General features: G+C 61.7%; 12 protein-coding genes and 2 pseudogenes. 6 read left to right on the top strand and 8 right to left on the bottom strand.

From position 1 onward, the window contains the following. Nucleotides 1–42 precede the first annotated feature (42 nt). The 3 genes from NKI64_RS21060 to NKI64_RS21050 all read left to right on the top strand — a co-directional run bounded on the left by NKI64_RS21060 (nucleotide 43) and on the right by NKI64_RS21050 (nucleotide 2550). Entirely contained in the window at nucleotides 43–825 is a 783-nt protein-coding gene (locus NKI64_RS21060) for a hypothetical protein (protein ID WP_023715254.1), read from the top strand. A gap of 63 nt (nucleotides 826–888) precedes the next feature. Then, nucleotides 889–1767 (top strand): hypothetical protein, encoded by an 879-nt coding sequence (locus tag NKI64_RS21055; protein WP_352669773.1) that lies wholly within the window; start codon nucleotides 889–891, stop codon nucleotides 1765–1767. A gap of 27 nt (nucleotides 1768–1794) precedes the next feature. Beyond that, a complete protein-coding gene (locus tag NKI64_RS21050; protein WP_023715256.1) occupies nucleotides 1795–2550 on the top strand; it encodes a hypothetical protein in 756 nt (251 codons plus the stop codon). 36 nt (nucleotides 2551–2586) lie between these two features. Here NKI64_RS21050 and NKI64_RS21045 read toward each other — a convergent pair. Continuing rightward, nucleotides 2587–4273 (bottom strand): annotated as a pseudogene (locus NKI64_RS21045) (hypothetical protein). A gap of 209 nt (nucleotides 4274–4482) precedes the next feature. Here NKI64_RS21045 and NKI64_RS21040 point away from each other — a divergent pair. Next, on the top strand, nucleotides 4483–5367 hold the full coding sequence (locus tag NKI64_RS21040) for a macro domain-containing protein (protein WP_023702282.1): 885 nt from the start codon (nucleotides 4483–4485) through the stop codon (nucleotides 5365–5367). A 202-nt stretch (nucleotides 5368–5569) separates the two neighbouring features. After that, nucleotides 5570–6295: pseudogene (locus NKI64_RS21035) on the top strand (DarT ssDNA thymidine ADP-ribosyltransferase family protein); the annotation flags it as partial. Nucleotides 6296–6340: 45 nt separating this feature from the next. On the opposite strand, the gene NKI64_RS21030 reads toward NKI64_RS21035, so the two are convergent. The 5 genes from NKI64_RS21030 to NKI64_RS21010 all read right to left on the bottom strand — a co-directional run bounded on the left by NKI64_RS21030 (nucleotide 6341) and on the right by NKI64_RS21010 (nucleotide 12923). Next, on the bottom strand, nucleotides 6341–7981 hold the full coding sequence (locus NKI64_RS21030) for an ABC transporter substrate-binding protein (protein ID WP_352669769.1): 1641 nt from the start codon (nucleotides 7979–7981) through the stop codon (nucleotides 6341–6343). Nucleotides 7982–8393: 412 nt separating this feature from the next. Continuing rightward, nucleotides 8394–9380 (bottom strand): alpha/beta hydrolase, encoded by a 987-nt coding sequence (locus NKI64_RS21025; RefSeq protein ID WP_023713599.1) that lies wholly within the window; start codon nucleotides 9378–9380, stop codon nucleotides 8394–8396. A 3-nt stretch (nucleotides 9381–9383) separates the two neighbouring features. Then, entirely contained in the window at nucleotides 9384–10061 is a 678-nt protein-coding gene (locus NKI64_RS21020; RefSeq protein WP_352669766.1) for an isochorismatase family protein, read from the bottom strand. Nucleotides 10062–10398: 337 nt separating this feature from the next. Continuing rightward, nucleotides 10399–11703: a M24 family metallopeptidase gene (locus tag NKI64_RS21015; protein WP_023694382.1), complete on the bottom strand. Its 1305-nt coding sequence runs from the start codon at nucleotides 11701–11703 to the stop codon at nucleotides 10399–10401. Between the two features lie 323 nt (nucleotides 11704–12026). After that, nucleotides 12027–12923: a GlxA family transcriptional regulator gene (locus NKI64_RS21010; protein ID WP_352519331.1), complete on the bottom strand. Its 897-nt coding sequence runs from the start codon at nucleotides 12921–12923 to the stop codon at nucleotides 12027–12029. Nucleotides 12924–13106: 183 nt separating this feature from the next. On the opposite strand from NKI64_RS21010, the gene msrC reads away from it, so the two are divergent. Then, nucleotides 13107–13604, top strand: a complete 498-nt coding sequence (gene msrC / locus NKI64_RS21005; protein ID WP_023698045.1) for a free L-methionine (R)-S-oxide reductase MsrC — start codon at nucleotides 13107–13109, stop codon at nucleotides 13602–13604. Here msrC and NKI64_RS21000 read toward each other — a convergent pair. Both NKI64_RS21000 and NKI64_RS20995 read right to left on the bottom strand, forming a co-directional pair. Further along, on the bottom strand, nucleotides 13601–14635 hold the full coding sequence (locus NKI64_RS21000) for a YeiH family protein (RefSeq protein WP_444848994.1): 1035 nt from the start codon (nucleotides 14633–14635) through the stop codon (nucleotides 13601–13603). The two genes, msrC and NKI64_RS21000, sit on opposite strands and share 4 nt — an antisense overlap. A gap of 247 nt (nucleotides 14636–14882) precedes the next feature. Then, entirely contained in the window at nucleotides 14883–17609 is a 2727-nt protein-coding gene (locus NKI64_RS20995) for an autotransporter domain-containing protein (protein ID WP_352669762.1), read from the bottom strand. Nucleotides 17610–18269: the final 660 nt, after the last annotated feature.

The raw sequence follows: 18269 nt of genomic DNA, 5'->3' as shown, positions 1-18269 counted from the left end.
CGGCTGCCGGACAATATTCGGCGGTGGAACAGGGGGCGCATCATGACTTCGGCAACATTTGCACGGCCTGAGAAATTTCAGATCGGCAGGGTCTTCAACAACAGCTTCTCCGTCATCGGCCGCAACGTCATACTTTTCGTGGGGCTTTCGGTGCTGTTTGCGGGGGTGCCGGCAGTTATTCTTCGGCTATGGACCGAATCGCGCATGCAGGCGCTCCTGACGGCCAATCCCGGCGCTGCGGCCGACCCCGCCCTGGTGTTTAGCAACATTTGGGTGACGCTCCCGGCCAGTTTCATTGCCTCCCTTTTCGTACTGGTGCTGCAGTCGGCGCTCGTGCGAGCCACAATCGAGGATTTGAACGGCAAGCGGCCGACCTTGGGCGATTGCCTGCAGATAGCCATCCGATATTTTCTGCCGACATTGGCGATCGGCCTGCTCGTCGGCCTGGGCGCAGGCCTAGCCGCGCTTGCGTTGCTGGTGCCCGGCATCATCTTGTGGCTGGGCTGGTCGGTTGCGATACCGGTTCAGATCCAGGAGCGGCTCGGCGTGTTCGGCTCGATGTCGCGCAGCCGCGCCCTGACCAAGGGCAGCCGCTGGTCGCTCTTCGGCTTGTTCCTTGTCCTGATCATCATCGGCATGGTCATCCAGGGCGCGGTGGGCGTGTTTGTCTACCTGTTTCACGACATTGTCGCTACTGTCGTGGCGGCACTGGTGCAGAGCGTGATGTCGATGTTGCTGTCGGTCGCCGCCGCGGTCAGCTATGTCGAGCTGCGCCAGGTCAAGGAAGGCACCAGCGTCGACGAACTGGCCGAGATCTTCTCGTAAGCCGACGGGTTTGCACCGCCTTGACCCGGTCAGGTCAAGGCGGGTGCCAGGGCAGGAGGCATCGTGACGTCACTGGCGCAGGACCGACCGGAAAAATTCCGCATCGGCAGGGTTTTCAGCAACAGCTTCGCGGTCATCGGCCGCAATCTGGGTTTCCTTGCTGTGGTCGTCGGACTTTTCTCAACCCTGCCCGCACTGCTGTACAACCTCTGGAACCTGTCCCGGGTCGCTACATTGGTGAACGTCGACAGCGCCGGGAACGCCGCCGCTTTCGAAACGTCGGCCATGGGAGACTACTCGGGCTTATCGATAGTCGCTTCCTTGATCATTTTCGTTCTGGCCTTGCTGGTGCAAGCGGCGCTTGTCAGGGCGGCAATCGAGGATTTGAACGGCAAGCGGCCGGTCATCGGCGACTGCATCCAGATAGCATCGCGCAGCTTCTTGCCCACGCTGGGCATAGGCATTCTGATCATTGTCACTCTGGTGGTGGCTGTTTTTGTGATGGTTTTCATCGCCTGGGTCATTCCCCCTATCGGGTGGCTGATCGGGCTTGCCCTGGCGTTTATTCCCGCTTTCATGTGGCTGATTTCCGTATCGGTTTCCGTGCCCATTGCGGTTCAGGAGCGGCTTGGCGTGTTCGGCTCGATATCGCGCAGCCGTGCCCTGACCAAAGGCAGCCGCTGGTCGATATTCTGGCTGCTGCTGATCATTGGCGTGGCGGCGATGCTCATCCAGGCGGTGTTCTCGCTGTTTTTCGGACTGGCGCTTGCCACCGCCGGCGGCGTCACCGGTGTCGGTGTCCTGGTCGGAGCGATTGGCAGCACTCTGGTGTCGACGATCTTTTCGACGATGCTGTCGGTGACCATTGCCGTCACCTATGTCGAACTGCGCCAGGTCAAGGAAGGCACCAGCGTCGACGAACTGGCGCAGATTTTTTCGTAACGGCACATCGACCGGGGTAGGGCAATCGTGACGTCGATGACGCCGGAGCAGCCAGGCAAATTTCGCATCGGCAGGGTTCTCCGCGATACGTTCGCGATTATCCGGCGCAATCCGGTGCTGTGCTTGGGAGTGGCGTTGTTCGTATACGCCTTGCCGGAGTTTGGATTTTCCTACTGGTTCTGGGTATCCGTTGGGTCGGTAGAGCCCGAATACTCGATGCGACGGTTGACGATCACGGCAATCTTCATGTTGGGCTTTTTTGTGCTGGGGGCTTTCATGCAGGCGGCATTGACGCGAGCGGCCCTGATGGATCTGCGCGGCGAACGGCCGTCGGCACGCGATTGCATCAGAACAGCCTGTGCGCTTCTGCTACCGGCAAGCGCCGCCTCGATCCTGATCACATTCGCCTTCTGGCTGGGCCTGGTACTCATCATCGTTCCCGGACTGTTGCTGCTGGCGCGCTGGTCGGTCACGACGCCGGTAATTGTCGGTGAAGGGCGTGGCGTGTTCGCCAGCATGCAACGCAGCCGCGACCTGACCAAAGGCAGCCGCTGGCCGTTGCTGTGCATCTGGCTTGTCGTGCTCGTGCCTTCAATCACCGTGGATATTTGGGCGAACGCCTTCTTTTTCTCATTTGGTCTGACACTGGGCTTTTTGCTCAACGCCCTGGTCGATACAGCCCAAGGCTTGGTGGTATCGATCGCCATCGTCGTCATGTATGTGGAGTTGCGACAGCTCAAGGAAGGCACCAGCATCGACGATCTGGCTGAGATTTTCTCGTGAGCGAACGTCGCCGATTTCGGTCGGTTGGCTGCCCTCTCAACGACAGCAGCTACGGTCCGCCTGCGGTCTCGTCCGGCACAGGCATGACGACGTGATCGCCACATTAGCCTTGGCCAGTGCTACCTCGAGCTTCTCCTGCACCCCCGGCAGTTCCACGCTCTCGCCGCGCCGCTTCAGACATTCCACCAACCCGTGCAGCGACCAGACATTGTCGGGGTGCTGGGCGCAGCGCTGGACCTTGCCGCTCAGGCCGAGGTCGTCGCGATAGACCTGCTCGGCCTCGTCAGTGTGGCCCTGGTCGAGGACCAGTGCCGCCAGCGCATGGCGCGGCGGTGCATCCAGGCCCAGGGCTCGGTGTAGGACAGATTGTCGTCGAGTTCGACGGATTGGCGCAGATGGGCGTAAGAGTCGTCATGCTGCCCCTGGTGGTAGGCCAACTCGCCATCGAGCAAGGCGGCGCCGACGGCTAGCGAGGCCCGTGCCGGGTTGCTGAGGAAGCGCCGCTCGGGCGCAATGCTCTCGACATGCCTGCGGAAATTTTCGCGCTCACGCTCGGCTGCCGCGAATTGCTTGAGCGTCGCATGGGCGACGCCCTTGGCGTAGTGCTGCATGGCGGCGGCCAGCACATAAAGTGCCGGCTCGTCCCCCATCGGCTCATCGATGATCTCCTGCCAGCGGCCGAAGCGCACCTGCACATGCGATTTTATCGCATGATAGCCCTCCACTGTTTGCGTCAGCTTTGGCCGGTCCTGGATGGCGACCACGTCGCGCGTGACCAGGCTGCGCACCTTGTCAGCCGCCCACAGTGCCGGCTGGTACTGGCCAAGGAACATGCAGGTGAACATCATCAGATGCAAATCGTGGCAGCAGCCGAGTAGATAGTAGGTCGTCTCACCGGCATAGGCGAGGTAGAGGTCGTTGGCGCGCACCGCCTTTTCGCTGGCCAGCTTTGCCTTCTCGTACTCGCCGCACAGCACATGGATATGGCCCGGCATATGGTTCATGTGGCCGGCATCGGGGCACATGGTGCCGAGCCGGTCCGCCGAGCGCATGCCGCGTTCCGGCTGCGTCGACATCTCGAGCAGATGGATATGCAGGTGCAGGATCGCCGGATGCGGCGCAGTGCCGGCTTCGTCCGACAGCCGGATCGATCGCTCGCAGACCTCCAGCGCCTCCAGCACATCTAGTTCGGCGCCGGCTTGCCGGTTTTCAAATCCCACAGCCGCCGCACGGTGCGCATCATCAGCGCCTCGACGGTGAGAGCCATCACGTCATGGTCGTCGGGAAAGTCACAATAGACCTACCGCATCGCGGCGGCAGCGTAAGCATTGTCCCATTGTTCGAATTCCGCCGGCGTCACGCCATGCGGCTGCTGGAAGCGTGCGGCCAGCGCCTCGATCAGCCGCTGCTCGACGGGGCTTGCGCCCGCAGAACCAGCCCGCGCAAGCTGGACATGATCAAAGCAGCGTCGCGCGGCGCGGTTAGCCTCGTCCTTGCCGTGCTCCTTCCAGGTGAGGTTGTAAAAAGGCTCGGCGGCATAGGCGATGCCCCAATACACGAAGGCGCAATCAGGATCGGTCTCCAGCGCCTTTTCGAAGCACTTTATGCCTTCCTCATGGTTGAAGCCGTAGCACCAGTTCAGCCCGATATCGAACCAGCGCTGTGTTTCAGCCGAAGAGGTGGAGATGGGGCGGCGGTAGGTGCCGAGGTCGAAATGATCCATGCGTACATTTCTCACACATTGAAGTGCCATGGGACTAGCTGATGCTGGATATCACCGACGAGTCGCCGATAGGTGCAACACGTCGAAGTGTGTATAACCTCAGGCGGAATGCCGAGCCGCCAACGACAGCGCTGCAGAATCGTGCTAGAAACCTTGCTTAATGTTCTCTATATGTTCTCATTCGTTCTGACCTTGGGGCATCTAAGCGAATGATCACTTTTCTTGAAAGCAGCGTATTTGAATCTCCCGCGCAGACGCTGGTGAACACCGTCAACACGGTGGGTGTCATGGGTAAGGGAATCGCCAGGGAGTTCAAAAGCAGGTACCCGCGAATGTTTCGGGAGTATCGCGATCTTTGCGAGGCGCGCGCCCTTCGGATTGGCAATCTCCATCTGTGGCGATCCGACACGCGGTGGGTGTTGAATTTTCCAACTAAAACCACTTGGAAACTGCCATCGAAGATAGAGTACATCGAGCACGGTCTGCAGAAGTTCGTCGCGGCTTATAAGGACTTAGGGATCACCTCGGTTTCTTTTCCGCCTCTGGGATGCGGCAACGGCAACTTGAATTGGGAAGACGTTCGTCCTTTGATGGAACGCTATCTGGCTCGAGTAAGTATCCCCGTTTACATCCACGACATACAGGTTCCTTCGGATTTTGTAGCAGAGCACAAAGAGCGAGTAAGAATCCCGGAAGATTTTGCGGAGTTCTCTGAGGATCTTAGGAAGCTTGCCAAAGGTCACGTGTTCGCAACTTCCAAAGAGTCTCAATTCACGGTGCAGATGCAAACAGACAACTCTCTTGTTGTGGAGCATCAGTCGGGGAAGAAAGAGCGAATTGATGGGGAGTTGCTCCAAGCCTCATGGGTCAGGCTGCGAGAGAGGATACTCTCAATAGATAGTTTCTCAGACGCAAAATCACAGCGCCTAAAGAGTTACCTTTTTCCGATCCTGTCCGAGCTTCCTTATATCTGTTCCGTGAAGTCTCGAACAGGTGCTTCAACCGCATCTCGGGCAGAAGCGCTTTTCTTAGATCGCGATCAATACACTCCCTACACTGTGGCGAAACCGACGCAAGGATGGCTATTTCAATAGCGAGGGCCGATCAGCATATCGCGACCTGGGGACCTCGCCTTGATCGTTTTGCATCAAGGACGGGTTGGGGTCGGTCTCTCTATCACGCATGCCAAATCGAAGTTGCCGCAGAAATCTTGCGTGGTGGCGAGATTATATGCCGCAATGGAGTGCCCGCTTTGCTATGTGACGTCGCCAATCAGGGTGCTTTGAACAACAATCAGCCGCTCATAACTATGTATGGTTATATTTCAGGCCCAAGAACAGATTCCATTTAAAGACCGAAGGTATAAAGGCTCGGAGTGACCCCAATAGGGCGGATCCTCATATGTGCATTCCTGTGATGTTAGTGTTTGACCTAAAATCGGTGCTCACCCTAGCGTCTAGCCGTTTTGTTGCCGGAAACTTTGCTAATTCTAATCAGATACCGAGAGACGGAGACAATCAATTTGACCAACTCAAATTTGAACATATATATCATGACTCAGCAGTCTCTCAGGACGAAATGCAACACATTCACAATATGAGAATGTCTGAGGTTGTCGTCCCCCAAAGACTGAGTCTCGCAACCCTGAATTACGTTGTGTGCAGGACGATCCATGAAGAGCGCTATCTGAAGCGGCTGCTTGGACCGGGAGCATGGAATTACAATTTCGCGGTAGAGAAAGGCGGATCAGTCTTTTTTCGTCGTGGTATGTTTATCAGTGAATTGTATACCGAAAACGGGGAATTGCATTTCGAGTTCAGATCACCTGTTTCTGCATCGAAACCCCAGTATGAGGTCAAGGTGACCTGCGGCGATCAGCATTTCCGATATGAGATAGCTCCAAGCAGATGGCGCATTCCGGCCATCGTAAATCCGAACCCCAATGCCATCTGGAAGATCGAGATAGAAGGGTGCACAGCATACGAAGGAGTAGTTCCAGCTGCTGGGCCAGTCGTCGCCTAGCTCTAATTCTGTCTTATCTACCCCGACCGGGCGACACCAATTGAATCAGCCCTCCAGCCACACCTTCTCAAAATGCTGTTCCAGCGACTGGTGCTGTTCGCAGCCTTGCACGCCTTTGCGATAGGTGCGGTAGACCGAGCGCCAGTAGGGCTGGATGATGATGCCGGCATCGCGCAGATTCTGTTCGATCTTGGCCATGATCTCCTTGCGCTGGGCAGCATCCGGCGTTGCCAGCGCCTTGTCGAGGAGTTCGTCGAACTCTTTGTTGGCGTAAGCGCTTTCATTCCAGGCGGCGCCCGATTTATAGGCGAGCGCCAGCACCTGGACGCCGAGCGGGCGGCCCAGCCATTCGGTGGTGGAGAAGGGGTATTTGCTCCAGTCGTTCCAGAAGGTCGCCGCCGGCAGCACGGTGCGCTTGATCTTCAGGCCGGCCTCGCGCATCTGCGCGGCGATCGCGTCGCCGGTGCTCTTTTGCCATTCGATGTCGACCGAGATCAGCTCGAATTCGTGGTCCGTCTTGCCGGCCTCGGCGAGCAGTTTCTTCGCCTGATCCATATCTCGCTTGGCCGGACCGATATCGGCAAACTCAGGATGCATCGGACCGACATGGTGGTTGTCGGCGGGCTTGCCGCGACCGCCGAGGCCCAGCGCCAGCACGGCGGAATTGTCGACGGCAAGCTGGGCGGCGCGGCGCACCTTGACGTCGTCATAGGGCGCGTTGCCGACATTGAAACGGGCAACGATGGTCGATCCGGTGGCGATCTCGGAATTCAGCAAGCCCATCTGCTCGGTCTGCGACACGGCGTCGGAGGCGGTCTCGTGGTCGGTGTCGATCTCGCCGGATTCGAACGCCGACAGCATCGCGTTGGGGTCGGAGCCGTAATCGACCCATTTGATGCCGTCGAGGTAGAAGTCGCCCTTCCACCAGGGCTTGTCCTTGCGCTTCACCTCCGCACTGGGCTCGGCATTCCAGCTGACCAGTTCGCAAGGGCCGGTGGTGATTGCGAGCGCCTTCATCGGATCGTCGCCGCCCTCATAGGAGCGGTGCATGATCAGCGCGGGATAGTCGGCCATCCCTGCGATCAGCGAAATGTCGGGTTTCGGCAGATTGAGCTTTACGGTGAAATCGTCGACCTTCTCGATGCCGCCATCGACCGGCTTCTTGGTGTCGGCATTGACCAGCGCGCCCATGCGCGCGGCGACCGAATTGCCGGGGACGGAAGCGTCGCACCAGCGGTTGAGATTGTGGATGACGTCATCGGCGTTGAAGACGTCGCCATTCGACCAGGCGATGCCCTTGCGCACATGCAGCGTCAGCGTCCTGGCGTCGTCGCTGGTTTCCCAGCTTTCGAGCAGCCACGGCTCGAAGGTGAAGTCGCGGTTCCAGCGCACCAGATATTCGTTGCAGTGGCGCGCCACATTGGACATCTCGACACCGTCGAAGGTGCGCGGATCCTTGAAACCCTTGACGTTCATGGCGACGCGCAAGGTGCCGCCGCGCTTCGGCTCCTCTGCCCGGGCGGGCGACGCGCTGAGGCCGCCCAATGCCAGTGCTCCGGCCGCGCTGACGCCGAAGCCGGCCATGATGGCGAGATATTCGCGCCGGTTGACGCCGCCCTTTGTGAAATCTTGGGCGACGGGTTTGGCCTGCGGGTGCAAATTGCGGTCGGTCAGCATGAATTTCATCGTCGTTCCCTCTTTTGTTGGGCGCCCCGACGGTCCGCCTCCGCTGGGGCGGATGCGATCATCGGGCGCCGTTGCCTGAGCAGGTGATGATAAAGCGGGCCGACCCCGGGAAATGTTCTCTTTTCCGCAATTCTTGTGCGCCACTCCGCAGAGGTAGACGGCCAATCTCCCCCCTTGTGGGGGAGATGTCCGGCAGGACAGAGGGGGGCGCTGTCCCGCCATCCCGTCTGCCGACTGGAGTATCTTCACAGATAATCGTTGCGTTGATTTAGGATACTGAAGGGCCGCGATCCTTCGCGCCCCCCTCTGGCCTGCCGGCTTTCGTCGTTCGGAAAGCCAAGCAATTGGCTTTCCATCCGCTACGCGGACCACTCCTCAACCCCCATGAGGGGGAGATCAGCGCTTCGCCGCCTCAATATGGCCAGTCGTTCTTGCCGAGCACGGCGACGGCGGCGATGGCTGCAAGCGTGCACACGAACGCCTCGCCGGCGCGCGGAACACTTTTGCGGGCGCGCAGAAAACTGTGCACCAGCCGCGGCTCCTCATACCACCAGGCGCGGCCGCCGGCGGCAACGACGCGGTCGCGATAGGTCTCGCCGTCCGACGACAGCGGATCGCACTGGGCAGTGATGATGACAGTCGGCGGCAGGCCGGAGAAGTCGTTGTCTTTCAGCGGAGAAAAAGTCGGGTCGTCGGGCGACTGTGCCGGGGCAGCGCGAATGGTGCGGTAGAACGCGATGTCGCGCAGCGTCAGCAACGGTGCCTCGGCATGTTCGACATAGGAGCCGGCACTCTCGTCGCCGCCGAGGCCGGGATAGATCAGCACCTGGCCGGCCGCCCGGCGCAGGTGGCGGCGAGACGCGTGCGCGACCGCGGCGGCAAGGTTGCCGCCGGCGCTTTCGCCGACGAGCACGATCGGCAGGTCCGTTGTCACCGCCGCCCATTCGAACACGGTCAGCGCGTCGTCGAAGGCGGCCGGGTGGGGATGTTCCGGCGCCAACCGGTAGTCGGCCGAGACAACGTCGAAACCGGTGCCGGCGCAGATCTCGGCGCAGATGTCGTCATGGCTGTCGAGCCCGCCAAGCACAAAGCCGCCGCCATGATAGTAGACGATGACGGCGCGCACGGGCTTGCCCGCCATCCGATAGTAGCGGATCGGGATGGCGTGCCCTGCATCGGCGGCGATGATGCCGCCGCTGGCCGAAACCCCTTTGGGATAACCCTGATGGAAGGCGCGGCACATCGCATCATAGACCGACCTTTGCTCGGCGATCGGAAGTTCGGCGATTTCTGGCGGGAACCAGTCATTGACCAGGTCGATATACTCCCACAGCGCCGGATCGAGCAGGGTGGCGTATTTCCCCCGCCTGGCGGTCTTGAGCTTGTGGACCGTGCCCATCTCTCAGAGCTCGCCGTAGAGCCGTTCGGCGTTTTCAAACGTGAAGCGCAGCGGTACCGAGCCTTCGACCTGCCATGCATCGATGGTGTCGCCCGCCATCAGCCGGCACGCGTCTATCGTGTTGGTGACGGCGCCGCCATAGAGCCGGTTGGCAAGGTTGAGGATGGCGGTCTGGTGCATGGCGGCACTGCCGCTGCCGCAGGCATCCTTGACCAGAAGCACGCGAAAGCCGGATGCCACCGCGTCCTTCACGGTGGCGTCGATGCAGGCCTCGGTCCAGACGCCGGCGACGATCAGCCATTCGATGCCGCGCGCCTTGAGTTCGGTTGCGGCAGGCCCGGCGCCGAAGGCGCTGGCCTGCGTCTTGACCAGCATCGTCTCGCCGGCCGCGGGCGCCACTTCCGGGCAGATTTCCGTCAGAGGATCGCTCTTGTCGGAAAAGGCGGACTTGCCGTCGGCGTCGAGCGGATGGAAGGGATGCGCCTTGGCGGCATCGACGATATAGGCCCAGTGGTAGAGCGGCACGAAGTTGCGCCGCGCCGCCGCCTGCAGGCGTTGGACGTTGGCCAGCACCTCGCCATAACCTTCGACCAGATAGCGCTTGTCCTGCCGATGCTCTTCCTGGAGGTCGACGAACGCCGCGGCGACCGTGCCGCGTTTGATCGAGATCGGGCTTTTCATGTGGACGGGCTTATGCCTGTCGTCGCCAACGCCGCTCGGGTCGTGTCGACGCAAACGGTGGCGATTAGCGGGTGCCTCCCCACCTTCGTCATCCACGGGCGAAGCAGGAGCGAAGCTCCGTCGCGAAGACCCGAGGATCCATTCCGTGAGGTTGGCCGTGGGGTGCGGCGGAGCAGAACTTGCACCGTTGCGGCGCGGATGAGTCCCGGCATGGATCCTAGGGTCTGCGCCGCGTCGCTGCGCTCCTTGCTTCGCCCTAGGATGACGAAGGCATAGCTGCCGCGACTATTCCCGAAGGTTTGCGATACCGCGCTGACGTTAGTGAGGGACGCTGCGATCAAACCTGCTTCTCCAGAAACTCATCCTCGTAGGGAAAGCGCGACAGAAGCTCGGTGCCGGTGTCGGTGATCAGGATCTCGTCCTCCAGCTTGACGCCCTCGCGGCCGCCTTTCTCGCCGATATAGCTTTCCACGCTCACCACCATGCCGGGCACGACAACACCGTCGCGGCCGTAGGTTTCATAGTCCATGGCGTGCGCTATGAACGGCGTCTCGCCATGCATGCCGACGCCGTGCATCACCGAGGTATAGCGCTGGTCGACGAAACGGTCCGGGATTTTCCACGCCTTTTCGGCGATCTCGCGAAAAGCCATGCCCGGCCTGACGATCGAAATGTTGTGCTGAACCTGGTCGTGCGCCATGCGGTAGAGCGATTTCTGATAGCCGGTCGGCTTGCCCGGCCCGCAGCGGAAGGTGCGCGAAAAATCGGAATAATAGCCATAGCAGCCGATCGTATCGGTATCGAGCGCCAGAAGCTCGCCCGGCCGGATCTTGCGGCCGCTGGCCTCGTTGAACCACGGATTGGTGCGCTGTCCCGAGGTGAGGAGCCGCGTCTCGATGAACTCGCCGCCCTGGCGGATCACCTCGCCATACATGATGGCGAACAGCTCGTTTTCGGAAACGCCGGGTTTTATCGCCTCGCGCACGGCGTAGACGGCAGCTTCCGCGCCGGCCATCGACACCTGCAGGCATTTGACCTCCTCAGGCGTCTTGACCGCGCGCACCGCCAAAATCTCGCCCTGGCAATCCCTGACGTCGCAGCCGCGCTTTTCCAGCGCCAGCGCCTGCAAATGGCTGCAGCGGTCGAGCCCAAGCTTCATCGAGCCGCCGCCGTGCTTCGTCAAAAGCTCGGCGATCTCGTCGGCGAAAGGACCGGCGGTTTCGTCGTCGCGGCCCGACACCGAAGACCACACCAGCTTCGACGGCCGCGCCTCGTCGATCGTGTCGAGCACCATCGAGACATGGTAGCTCTGCGGATATTCGAACAGCACGATCGGCCCGTCGGTCGGGATGAAGAAATAGCGCGTCGAGTTGCGCAGGAAATAGCCGAACATGTTGCGCGAGCCGGTGGCATAGCGCTGGTTGTAGGGGTCGAACAAAACGACGCCCCCATAGCCCGCCTCGCGCATCCAGCCGCGCAGTTTCGCCAGCCGACCCTTGCGCAGCGCGTCGGCATCGATGAAGGACGGCTCGGTGTCCGACAGCCACATGCCACCGGCCGAGTCAGCCGCGACCGGGTGGCGCATGCGGTCCTTGAAATCCACATCCTCGGTGCTGTCCGGGTCGAAAACGACGATGCTCATGGGTGCGCCTCCTGAAGGGCTAGACCATAGCCATGCGCCGAAAAATGTCTGTGCGAGAATCCGCAGATGTCGTGCGAAATGCCGCAAGAAGGGCATGGATACAAAGGGCAATGTTGCGATCCTTCGCGCCCCCTCTGTCCTGCCGGACATCTCCCCCACAAGGAGGGAGATTAGCAGCTTTCGCGTCCCGCTCGCCCTGCAACGTTGGTGATTGGCGAAAGCCGAGGCGACATCTGATCTCCCCCCGTGTGGGGGAGATGTCCGGCAGGACAGAGGGGGGCGCTGTCCCGCCAGCATCTCACCGCGTTAGCGCGCAGCGCCCTCTAATGCCGCCGCATCGCCTTCGGCGCGTGCCCATGCTCCTCGCGAAACGCTCGGGCAAAACTTGACATGGACGCGAAGCCGCAGGCCAGCGCCACGTCTCGCACCATCAGCGTCGAATGGGCCAACAGGTCGGCGGCGCGCCGTAGCCTGAGGCGCCGGTAATAGCCGTTGGGCGAAATGCTGAGCTCGGTGCGGAAATTGCGCTCCAGCTTGTCGGAGGAGACACCGAGCCTTGCCGCCAGCTCCGTCATGCCAAGCCGCTCTTCCACCGCATCCTCCATGATGGCGATGGCCGACAGCACCAGTTCGTTCTGGACGCCGGTGCGCAGCCTGAGCGGCATCAGCTTGCGGTCGACGCTCGAACGCAAGGGGCTGTGCACGAACCATTCGGCAACGCCCGCCGCGAGCTCGCCGCCATAATCGTTGGTGATGATCTCCAGCATCATGTCGAGGCTGCCGACGCCACCGGCCGAGGTGAAGCGTTTGCGGTCGATGACATAGAGATCGCGCCGAAGCTCGATATCCGGGAAGGCCTCCGTGAAGGCCGCCTGGCTGGTCCAGTGCAAGGTGCAAGCATGGCCGTCGAGCAAGCCGGCCCTGGCGAGGAAGAAGGCGGCGTCGGCCACCGCGCCGATATGGGCGCCGGCGCGCAGGCTCCTGCGGATCCAGGCAACCGCATCGTCCGCGACAAGCAAGTCCGCATTGCCGCCGGAGCAGACGACGATGCGGTCGACCTTCGGTGCGCTCGAGGCTGAGAATCCCGGTTGTATGACAACCCCATTGGACGCCTCGACCGTGCCCTGGTCGGCGCCGACGATCACCCAGCGGTAACAATCGCGCTTGGCCAGCACATTGGCGGCGCGCAGCGGCTCGATCACCGAACTGAACGCCATCATCGGAAAGCCGGGAAAGACCAGCACAGCGAAGGTGAGGGGACCTTCGCTCGCTGCGGGTTGCGCCCGGTCGTGTGTTTGGCTGGCACGGTCGGTATTCACAATTGTGTATTTCCTGGGAGCGTCATTGGTGGCAGACAGGAAATGTAACGGGCTTTTTGGCCCGCCGGCAATGGAGACGACGCCATGTTTGCGGCCCAGACCATCGACAGCACCGACAAGCCGGCCTTCTACCGCGAACTGGCCACCCAGTTGAAGGCGCTGCTGGAAGGCGAGAGCGACTCCGTCGCCAACGCCGCCAACACATCGGCGCTGATCTTCCAGATGGTGCCCGATCTCAACTGGGCCGGCTTCTATTTCCTGGCCTCCGACGAGGAGCTGGTGCTCGGACCGTTCCAGGGCAAGCCGGCCTGCGTGCGCATCGCCGTCGGCAAGGGCGTGTGCGGCACCGCCATCGATCTCGAAATGTCGATGCTGGTCAAGGATGTGCATGAATTTGCCGGCCACATCGCTTGCGACGCCGACTCGCGCTCGGAACTCGTCGTGCTGCTGAGGGACAATGACGGCGTCTTCGGCCTGATCGACCTCGACAGCCCGGCGCCCGGCCGCTTCGACAAGGACGACCAGGCGGGCATCGAGGCGCTTGCCGCGATCTATGTCGCGGCGAGTTCGTTCGAGGATTAAGCGAACTTCACCAGCATCAGGCTGAAGCAGCCGATGAACAGGAAGGCGCAGGAGGCGAGCGCCAGCGGGCGAAGGCCGCGCGAGCGCAGCTGCGAAATGTTGGCCTGCAGACCCATGGCGGCGAGCCCCATGGTCAGCATGATGGTGGTGGCGAACGCCATGGCCGACTTCACTTCGGCCGGCACGGCAACCAGGCTGTTCAGCGCCACGACGGCGATGAAAGCGGCGACGAACCACGGCATCGGCGGCCGCGCACCGGATTGGTCGCTTGGGCGATCGCCATTGCTCTTGCGGCGCGCCATCAGGCCGAGCGCGATGACCATCGGCGCCAGCAGGGCGACGCGGGTCAGCTTGGCGACGGTGGCGATCTCGCCGGACTGGGCGCCGTTCTGGAAGCCGGCGCCGATGACCTGTGCCACCTCGTGGATCGAGGCGCCGGCCCACAGGCCGAATGCGTGCTGGTCGAGGCCGAGCACCGGCGCCAGCAGCGGAAAGCCGAGCATGGCGACGGTGCCGAACAGCGTGATCGAGGCGACGGCATAAGTGACGTCCTCGTCGCGCGCATCGGTGACGATGTTGGTGGCAACGATCGCCGAAGCGCCGCAGATCGAGGTGCCGGCGGCAATCAGCTGCGCCAGCTTGGCGTCGACGCCGATCAGCCGGCCAAGCGTAATGGTGAAGACGAAGGTCGCTCCAAGGGTCAGCGCCACGATGCCGACGCCGCCGGCGCCGATGGAGACAACCTGGCCGAGCGTCAGCTGAAAGCCGAGCAGCACGATGGCAAAGCGCAGCAGGCGCTTCTGCGAGAATGCAATGCCGGCCTTGGCGTGGGCGGGCGTGCCGAGCACGTTGGAATAGATCATGCCGGCGACGACGGCGAGGATCATCGGGCTGAACAGCGCGAAGCCGGAGACATTATGGGCCGAGAAGGCCACCCCCGTGATCATCGCCACCAGCACGATCCCGGGGATGACGCCATTCCACACGGAACCGAGCCGCTTCCGGCCCACGGCCAGATCGGCGGAAATCATGCTGATCGGAATATCGTTCGCTAGCTGGGCGGCGGAAGACAATGCAATTCTCCACGCAAGTACCTCAGGAGAATGTCATTCCAGAATCGATCTTTCCAACGAATTGTTTTTGTTGAAATGATCGATTTTTGTGAACGTTTAGGGCGGCCGAGGTCAGAATGAGAAAGAGCGGCCGGGCGAAACCTGGAGCCGCCCTAGATCATGATGAATTCCCTCACGATCTAACCCCACTTTTTGGGATCATGCCCTAGTATTTCATCCCAATTCGCGCGGCGATCGTATGGTCCTGGCTGTCGCCGTTGCTGCCGACCGCGGTGCTGTAGTTCAGCCCGAAGGCAATACCGCCGATTTGCGCATCGACGCCGAGCCCGATTGACAAATAGTCGTTGGAAAAGGCATCTGCGTCCAGCGCGTAGGGCGTGGTGCCGATATCGGCATAGCCGAGGCTGACGCGGCTGGAGCCGGCAAAGTCGTGCGTATACTCAAAGCGCGCGCGCGGTGTGAGCAGACCCCAGCTGGTAGGAATGTTGTTCTCGATGCGCAGGCCAAGGGTGCCCGACAGCGTGTCGACGGTCTGCTTGCCGAAGGTCAGATTATAGATGTCGCCACCCGTCTCGGTGAAGCCGTCAAGCGTGGAGTGGGACCCCGACAGACGTCCATAGGGTGATATCAGAGAGTCCGGCCGGCGAAATTCGTAGCCCGCCGTCAGCGACCCGAAGACCTGGCTTCCGTCGCGCGTTCCAGACGCGAAATCGCCGGTATCGGTCACATAGCGCTCACTGTCGAAATTGAGGGCGCCATAGCCGGCAAGGCCATCGACAAAAAAACTTGGCGCCGGGCGGTAGCTGCTATAGGCGGCGACCGAGATGGCATGGGCGCGGCTTTCGGTGCCGTTGCTCCCGACGTCGGTGACGTCATGGCCATAGCCAAACCCGAGACCGGCGGTGAAGGTCGGGGAAAAGCGGTAGTCGGCACCGACGCTCACGCCGACCAGCGTATGGTCGAGCTTGATGGCTCCATCGTCATCGGTGCCGAAATTGACGTAGCCGCCGCTCCAGAAGGCCAGTTCGCCAAATGGGTTCTCGGCCGGCAGTGACGACGTCTGGGTGTCCACGTCCGTGCCAGTTGAAGACTGTCCGGTCTTGATCGGCGACGCGCCGGTCGAAGTCCTGTCCTGCTTTGCGTTGGCGTTGGGCTGAATGCGCTCCGGATTGGGCGCTCCGTAAGTGGACTGCGACGATGCCGTGGCGATTGCGGCGAGCGCCGGATCGTTCGCCGCATTCTGCTGCTGAGCGTATGCGTCGGGATTGTCCGACGATTGCTGGACGGCAACGCTGAGGCCTATCGAACTGTGGCGCTGGTCGCCCTCATTGTGGAGCTGTTCCAGCCTCTGTCCAAATCCCTGGATCTGAATGTCGGCGAAGTGCTTTGCCGCCTCCACCTGTGCCCGAATCAGGCCGATCACTTCCGGATCGCGGGAGGGGTCGGGCCGTGCCGTGACGTTGATGGTCACGGTTGCCGGAGGTGACGTTCCGTCGGCATTCGAGAGCGTGTAGGTCAGGCTGGTTGTGCCGACAAAGGTGGCTGCCGCGGCAAACTGCAGGATATAAGCGCCGCCATCGGGCACAATGGAAGCCGTGCCCGCTTCGCTCGGCGGCGGCGAGGCAATCGTGGCGCTGGTAAACGGCCCATTCGTAGCCCCTTGCGTCAGGTCGAGGGACCCGGTCGTTCCGGCCATCACGTCCAGCGTGTGGTCCTGTGCCGACGGCAAGTGGATCTCGACGACCACAGTGTAGTCACGTTGGCCGGTAAAGCCGTTGCTGTCCGTGGCCCGCACCGTAAAATCGTAATTGGCCGCGGCAGTGGGTGTGCCAGCCAGCGTACCTCCAGGCGAGAGCGCGAGGCCGGGAGGCACTGAGCCGGAAATCACGGTGAAGGTATAGGGTGCGGCGCCGCCATTGGGGCTGCTTGCCGTGATGGTCTGGCTGTACGGCGTGCCAATATGCGCATTCGGCAATGTTGCCGGCGACAGCTCCACCGTGACCGTGGTGCAGGACAGGACAAGATTGGTCACGTCGGCTCCCGCCACCGTGCCCGAGGCCGTCGTGACCGTGCATGTCTGGTCGGCCGGCTTGGCAGTAACCTCAACGCTCCAGTTGGAGCCGGTCAGCAGGCCATCCGCAAAGGCAAAGGTGATATCGCCGACATTCACGTCCCTGGTTTGCGTCCCTGCCGGCGAGCTTGATGTCAATTTCAAACTCACCGTCCCGGTCTGACCGCTCGCTGTGCCACTGATCACATAGAGCGGCTCATCAAAACAGATCAATGCGGACCCATCGCCGGAATTGACGCCATCCGCCACCGCAGCCGATTGCAGCGAGCCGGCATCCGATGATCCGCCGCCGCCGCCGCCGCCGGCGCCGTTCCAGTTCTGCTGGCACGAGGTCGTGCCGACGCCTGCGCCGCCACCACCGCCGCCGACAGTAGCCCCGCCACCGCCGCCACCAGCATATCCGGCACCCAGGAAAGACCCTGAGAAATTTCGTGCAGTTCCGCCTTGGCCATTTGTCTGACCGGCCGTGCCAGGAAAACTATCGCACCCAGCGCCGATCGCGCCACCGGCACCTACAGTGCCACCTTCACCGCCAAAGGGGCCAAGGCCGCCCGAAACATCGGTTCCTGCCGAGCCGGATCCCCCGCTCTTGCCACCGGCGCCACCAGCTATCGAATTTGTAGTGTGCCAGCCCCCGTTGCCACCGCCGCCACCGCCGCCAGCAATTGCCAGGCGGGTTCCGCCCAGCCGCAGGTCGGTCGCCCCGCCACCATTGCCGCCGTCGGGAGTACCGCTCGCGCCACCGGGATTGACCGCGAGCGAGCCACGGCCGCCAACGCCGACAGAAAGGATGTCACCCGGCGCGACAGTCAAGGAACCGCTCACCTGGCCGCCGAGCCCGCCGGCGCCGCCTGGGCTCAATGGGCTGCCCCCGATGGTGCCGGCGCCGCTCTTGCCAACCCCGCCTTGCGCTCCCTTGAGGTATACTGTGGCGGAATGGGTGTTGCCAGGAACCGAGATGGACTGGTCGCCGCCAGTAAAGCTAAAAGCATGAGCTGTCTGTGTGGGACTACAAGACTGCCCGAGCGCTGACGTCGTGCCCGCGAGCGCGTAGACGACCGTCATCGCGCCTAACAAACGTGAGATTGTACGCTTTGCCAGCCCTCGATGCATGGCGCCCCCCCGTCAGCCCGTCCAGTGCTTCTCCGCTTATATTATGATGCCAAGATTAGATCAAATAGAAATTTGAAACAATGGTAGGTTGAATGTCCAACAATATTAGCTGTTGCTGTTTTTTTGTACGCGTACGAGAGCCCTACTCGACGGCGCAGCAGTTTAGGCGAGCAACCACCGCGCAAGGTGAAGACTGGCGTTGCCTGGCAGTACACTTATGGCCTTGCCGGCGCCGCCCGCTCTAGCCGCGCGGGTCAACTCGGAGGCTGGGCCAACGCCAAAATCTTGACAGCGCCGCGCTTCCTGCTCCAGCGTGGCGTCATGTTCGTTTTCTCGTTCGCCATCGCCAAGCGACGCCGTTCCTGCACCACGCAGCGCGGCAAGCTGTTTGCGCGACGAAAAGGACCG

Origin of the sequence: Mesorhizobium sp. M0478 (genome assembly GCF_040321305.1) — a bacterium.
Lineage (GTDB): Bacteria > Pseudomonadota > Alphaproteobacteria > Rhizobiales > Rhizobiaceae > Mesorhizobium.
This window is presented reverse-complemented; position numbering and strand designations above follow the sequence as displayed.

Excerpts from the sequence above, each read along its gene's own strand:
- NKI64_RS21060 (WP_023715254.1), top strand. The coding sequence starts at position 43 with ATGACTTCGGCAACATTTGCACGGCCTGAGAAATTTCAGATCGGCAGG.
- NKI64_RS21040 (WP_023702282.1), top strand. The coding sequence starts at position 4,483 with ATGATCACTTTTCTTGAAAGCAGCGTATTTGAATCTCCCGCGCAGACG.
- NKI64_RS21030 (WP_352669769.1), bottom strand. The coding sequence starts at position 7,981 with ATGAAATTCATGCTGACCGACCGCAATTTGCACCCGCAGGCCAAACCC.
- NKI64_RS21025 (WP_023713599.1), bottom strand. The coding sequence starts at position 9,380 with ATGGGCACGGTCCACAAGCTCAAGACCGCCAGGCGGGGGAAATACGCC.
- NKI64_RS21020 (WP_352669766.1), bottom strand. The coding sequence starts at position 10,061 with ATGAAAAGCCCGATCTCGATCAAACGCGGCACGGTCGCCGCGGCGTTC.
- NKI64_RS21015 (WP_023694382.1), bottom strand. The coding sequence starts at position 11,703 with ATGAGCATCGTCGTTTTCGACCCGGACAGCACCGAGGATGTGGATTTC.
- NKI64_RS21010 (WP_352519331.1), bottom strand. The coding sequence starts at position 12,923 with ATGATGGCGTTCAGTTCGGTGATCGAGCCGCTGCGCGCCGCCAATGTG.
- msrC (WP_023698045.1), top strand. The coding sequence starts at position 13,107 with ATGTTTGCGGCCCAGACCATCGACAGCACCGACAAGCCGGCCTTCTAC.
- NKI64_RS21000 (WP_444848994.1), bottom strand. The coding sequence starts at position 14,635 with ATGATTTCCGCCGATCTGGCCGTGGGCCGGAAGCGGCTCGGTTCCGTG.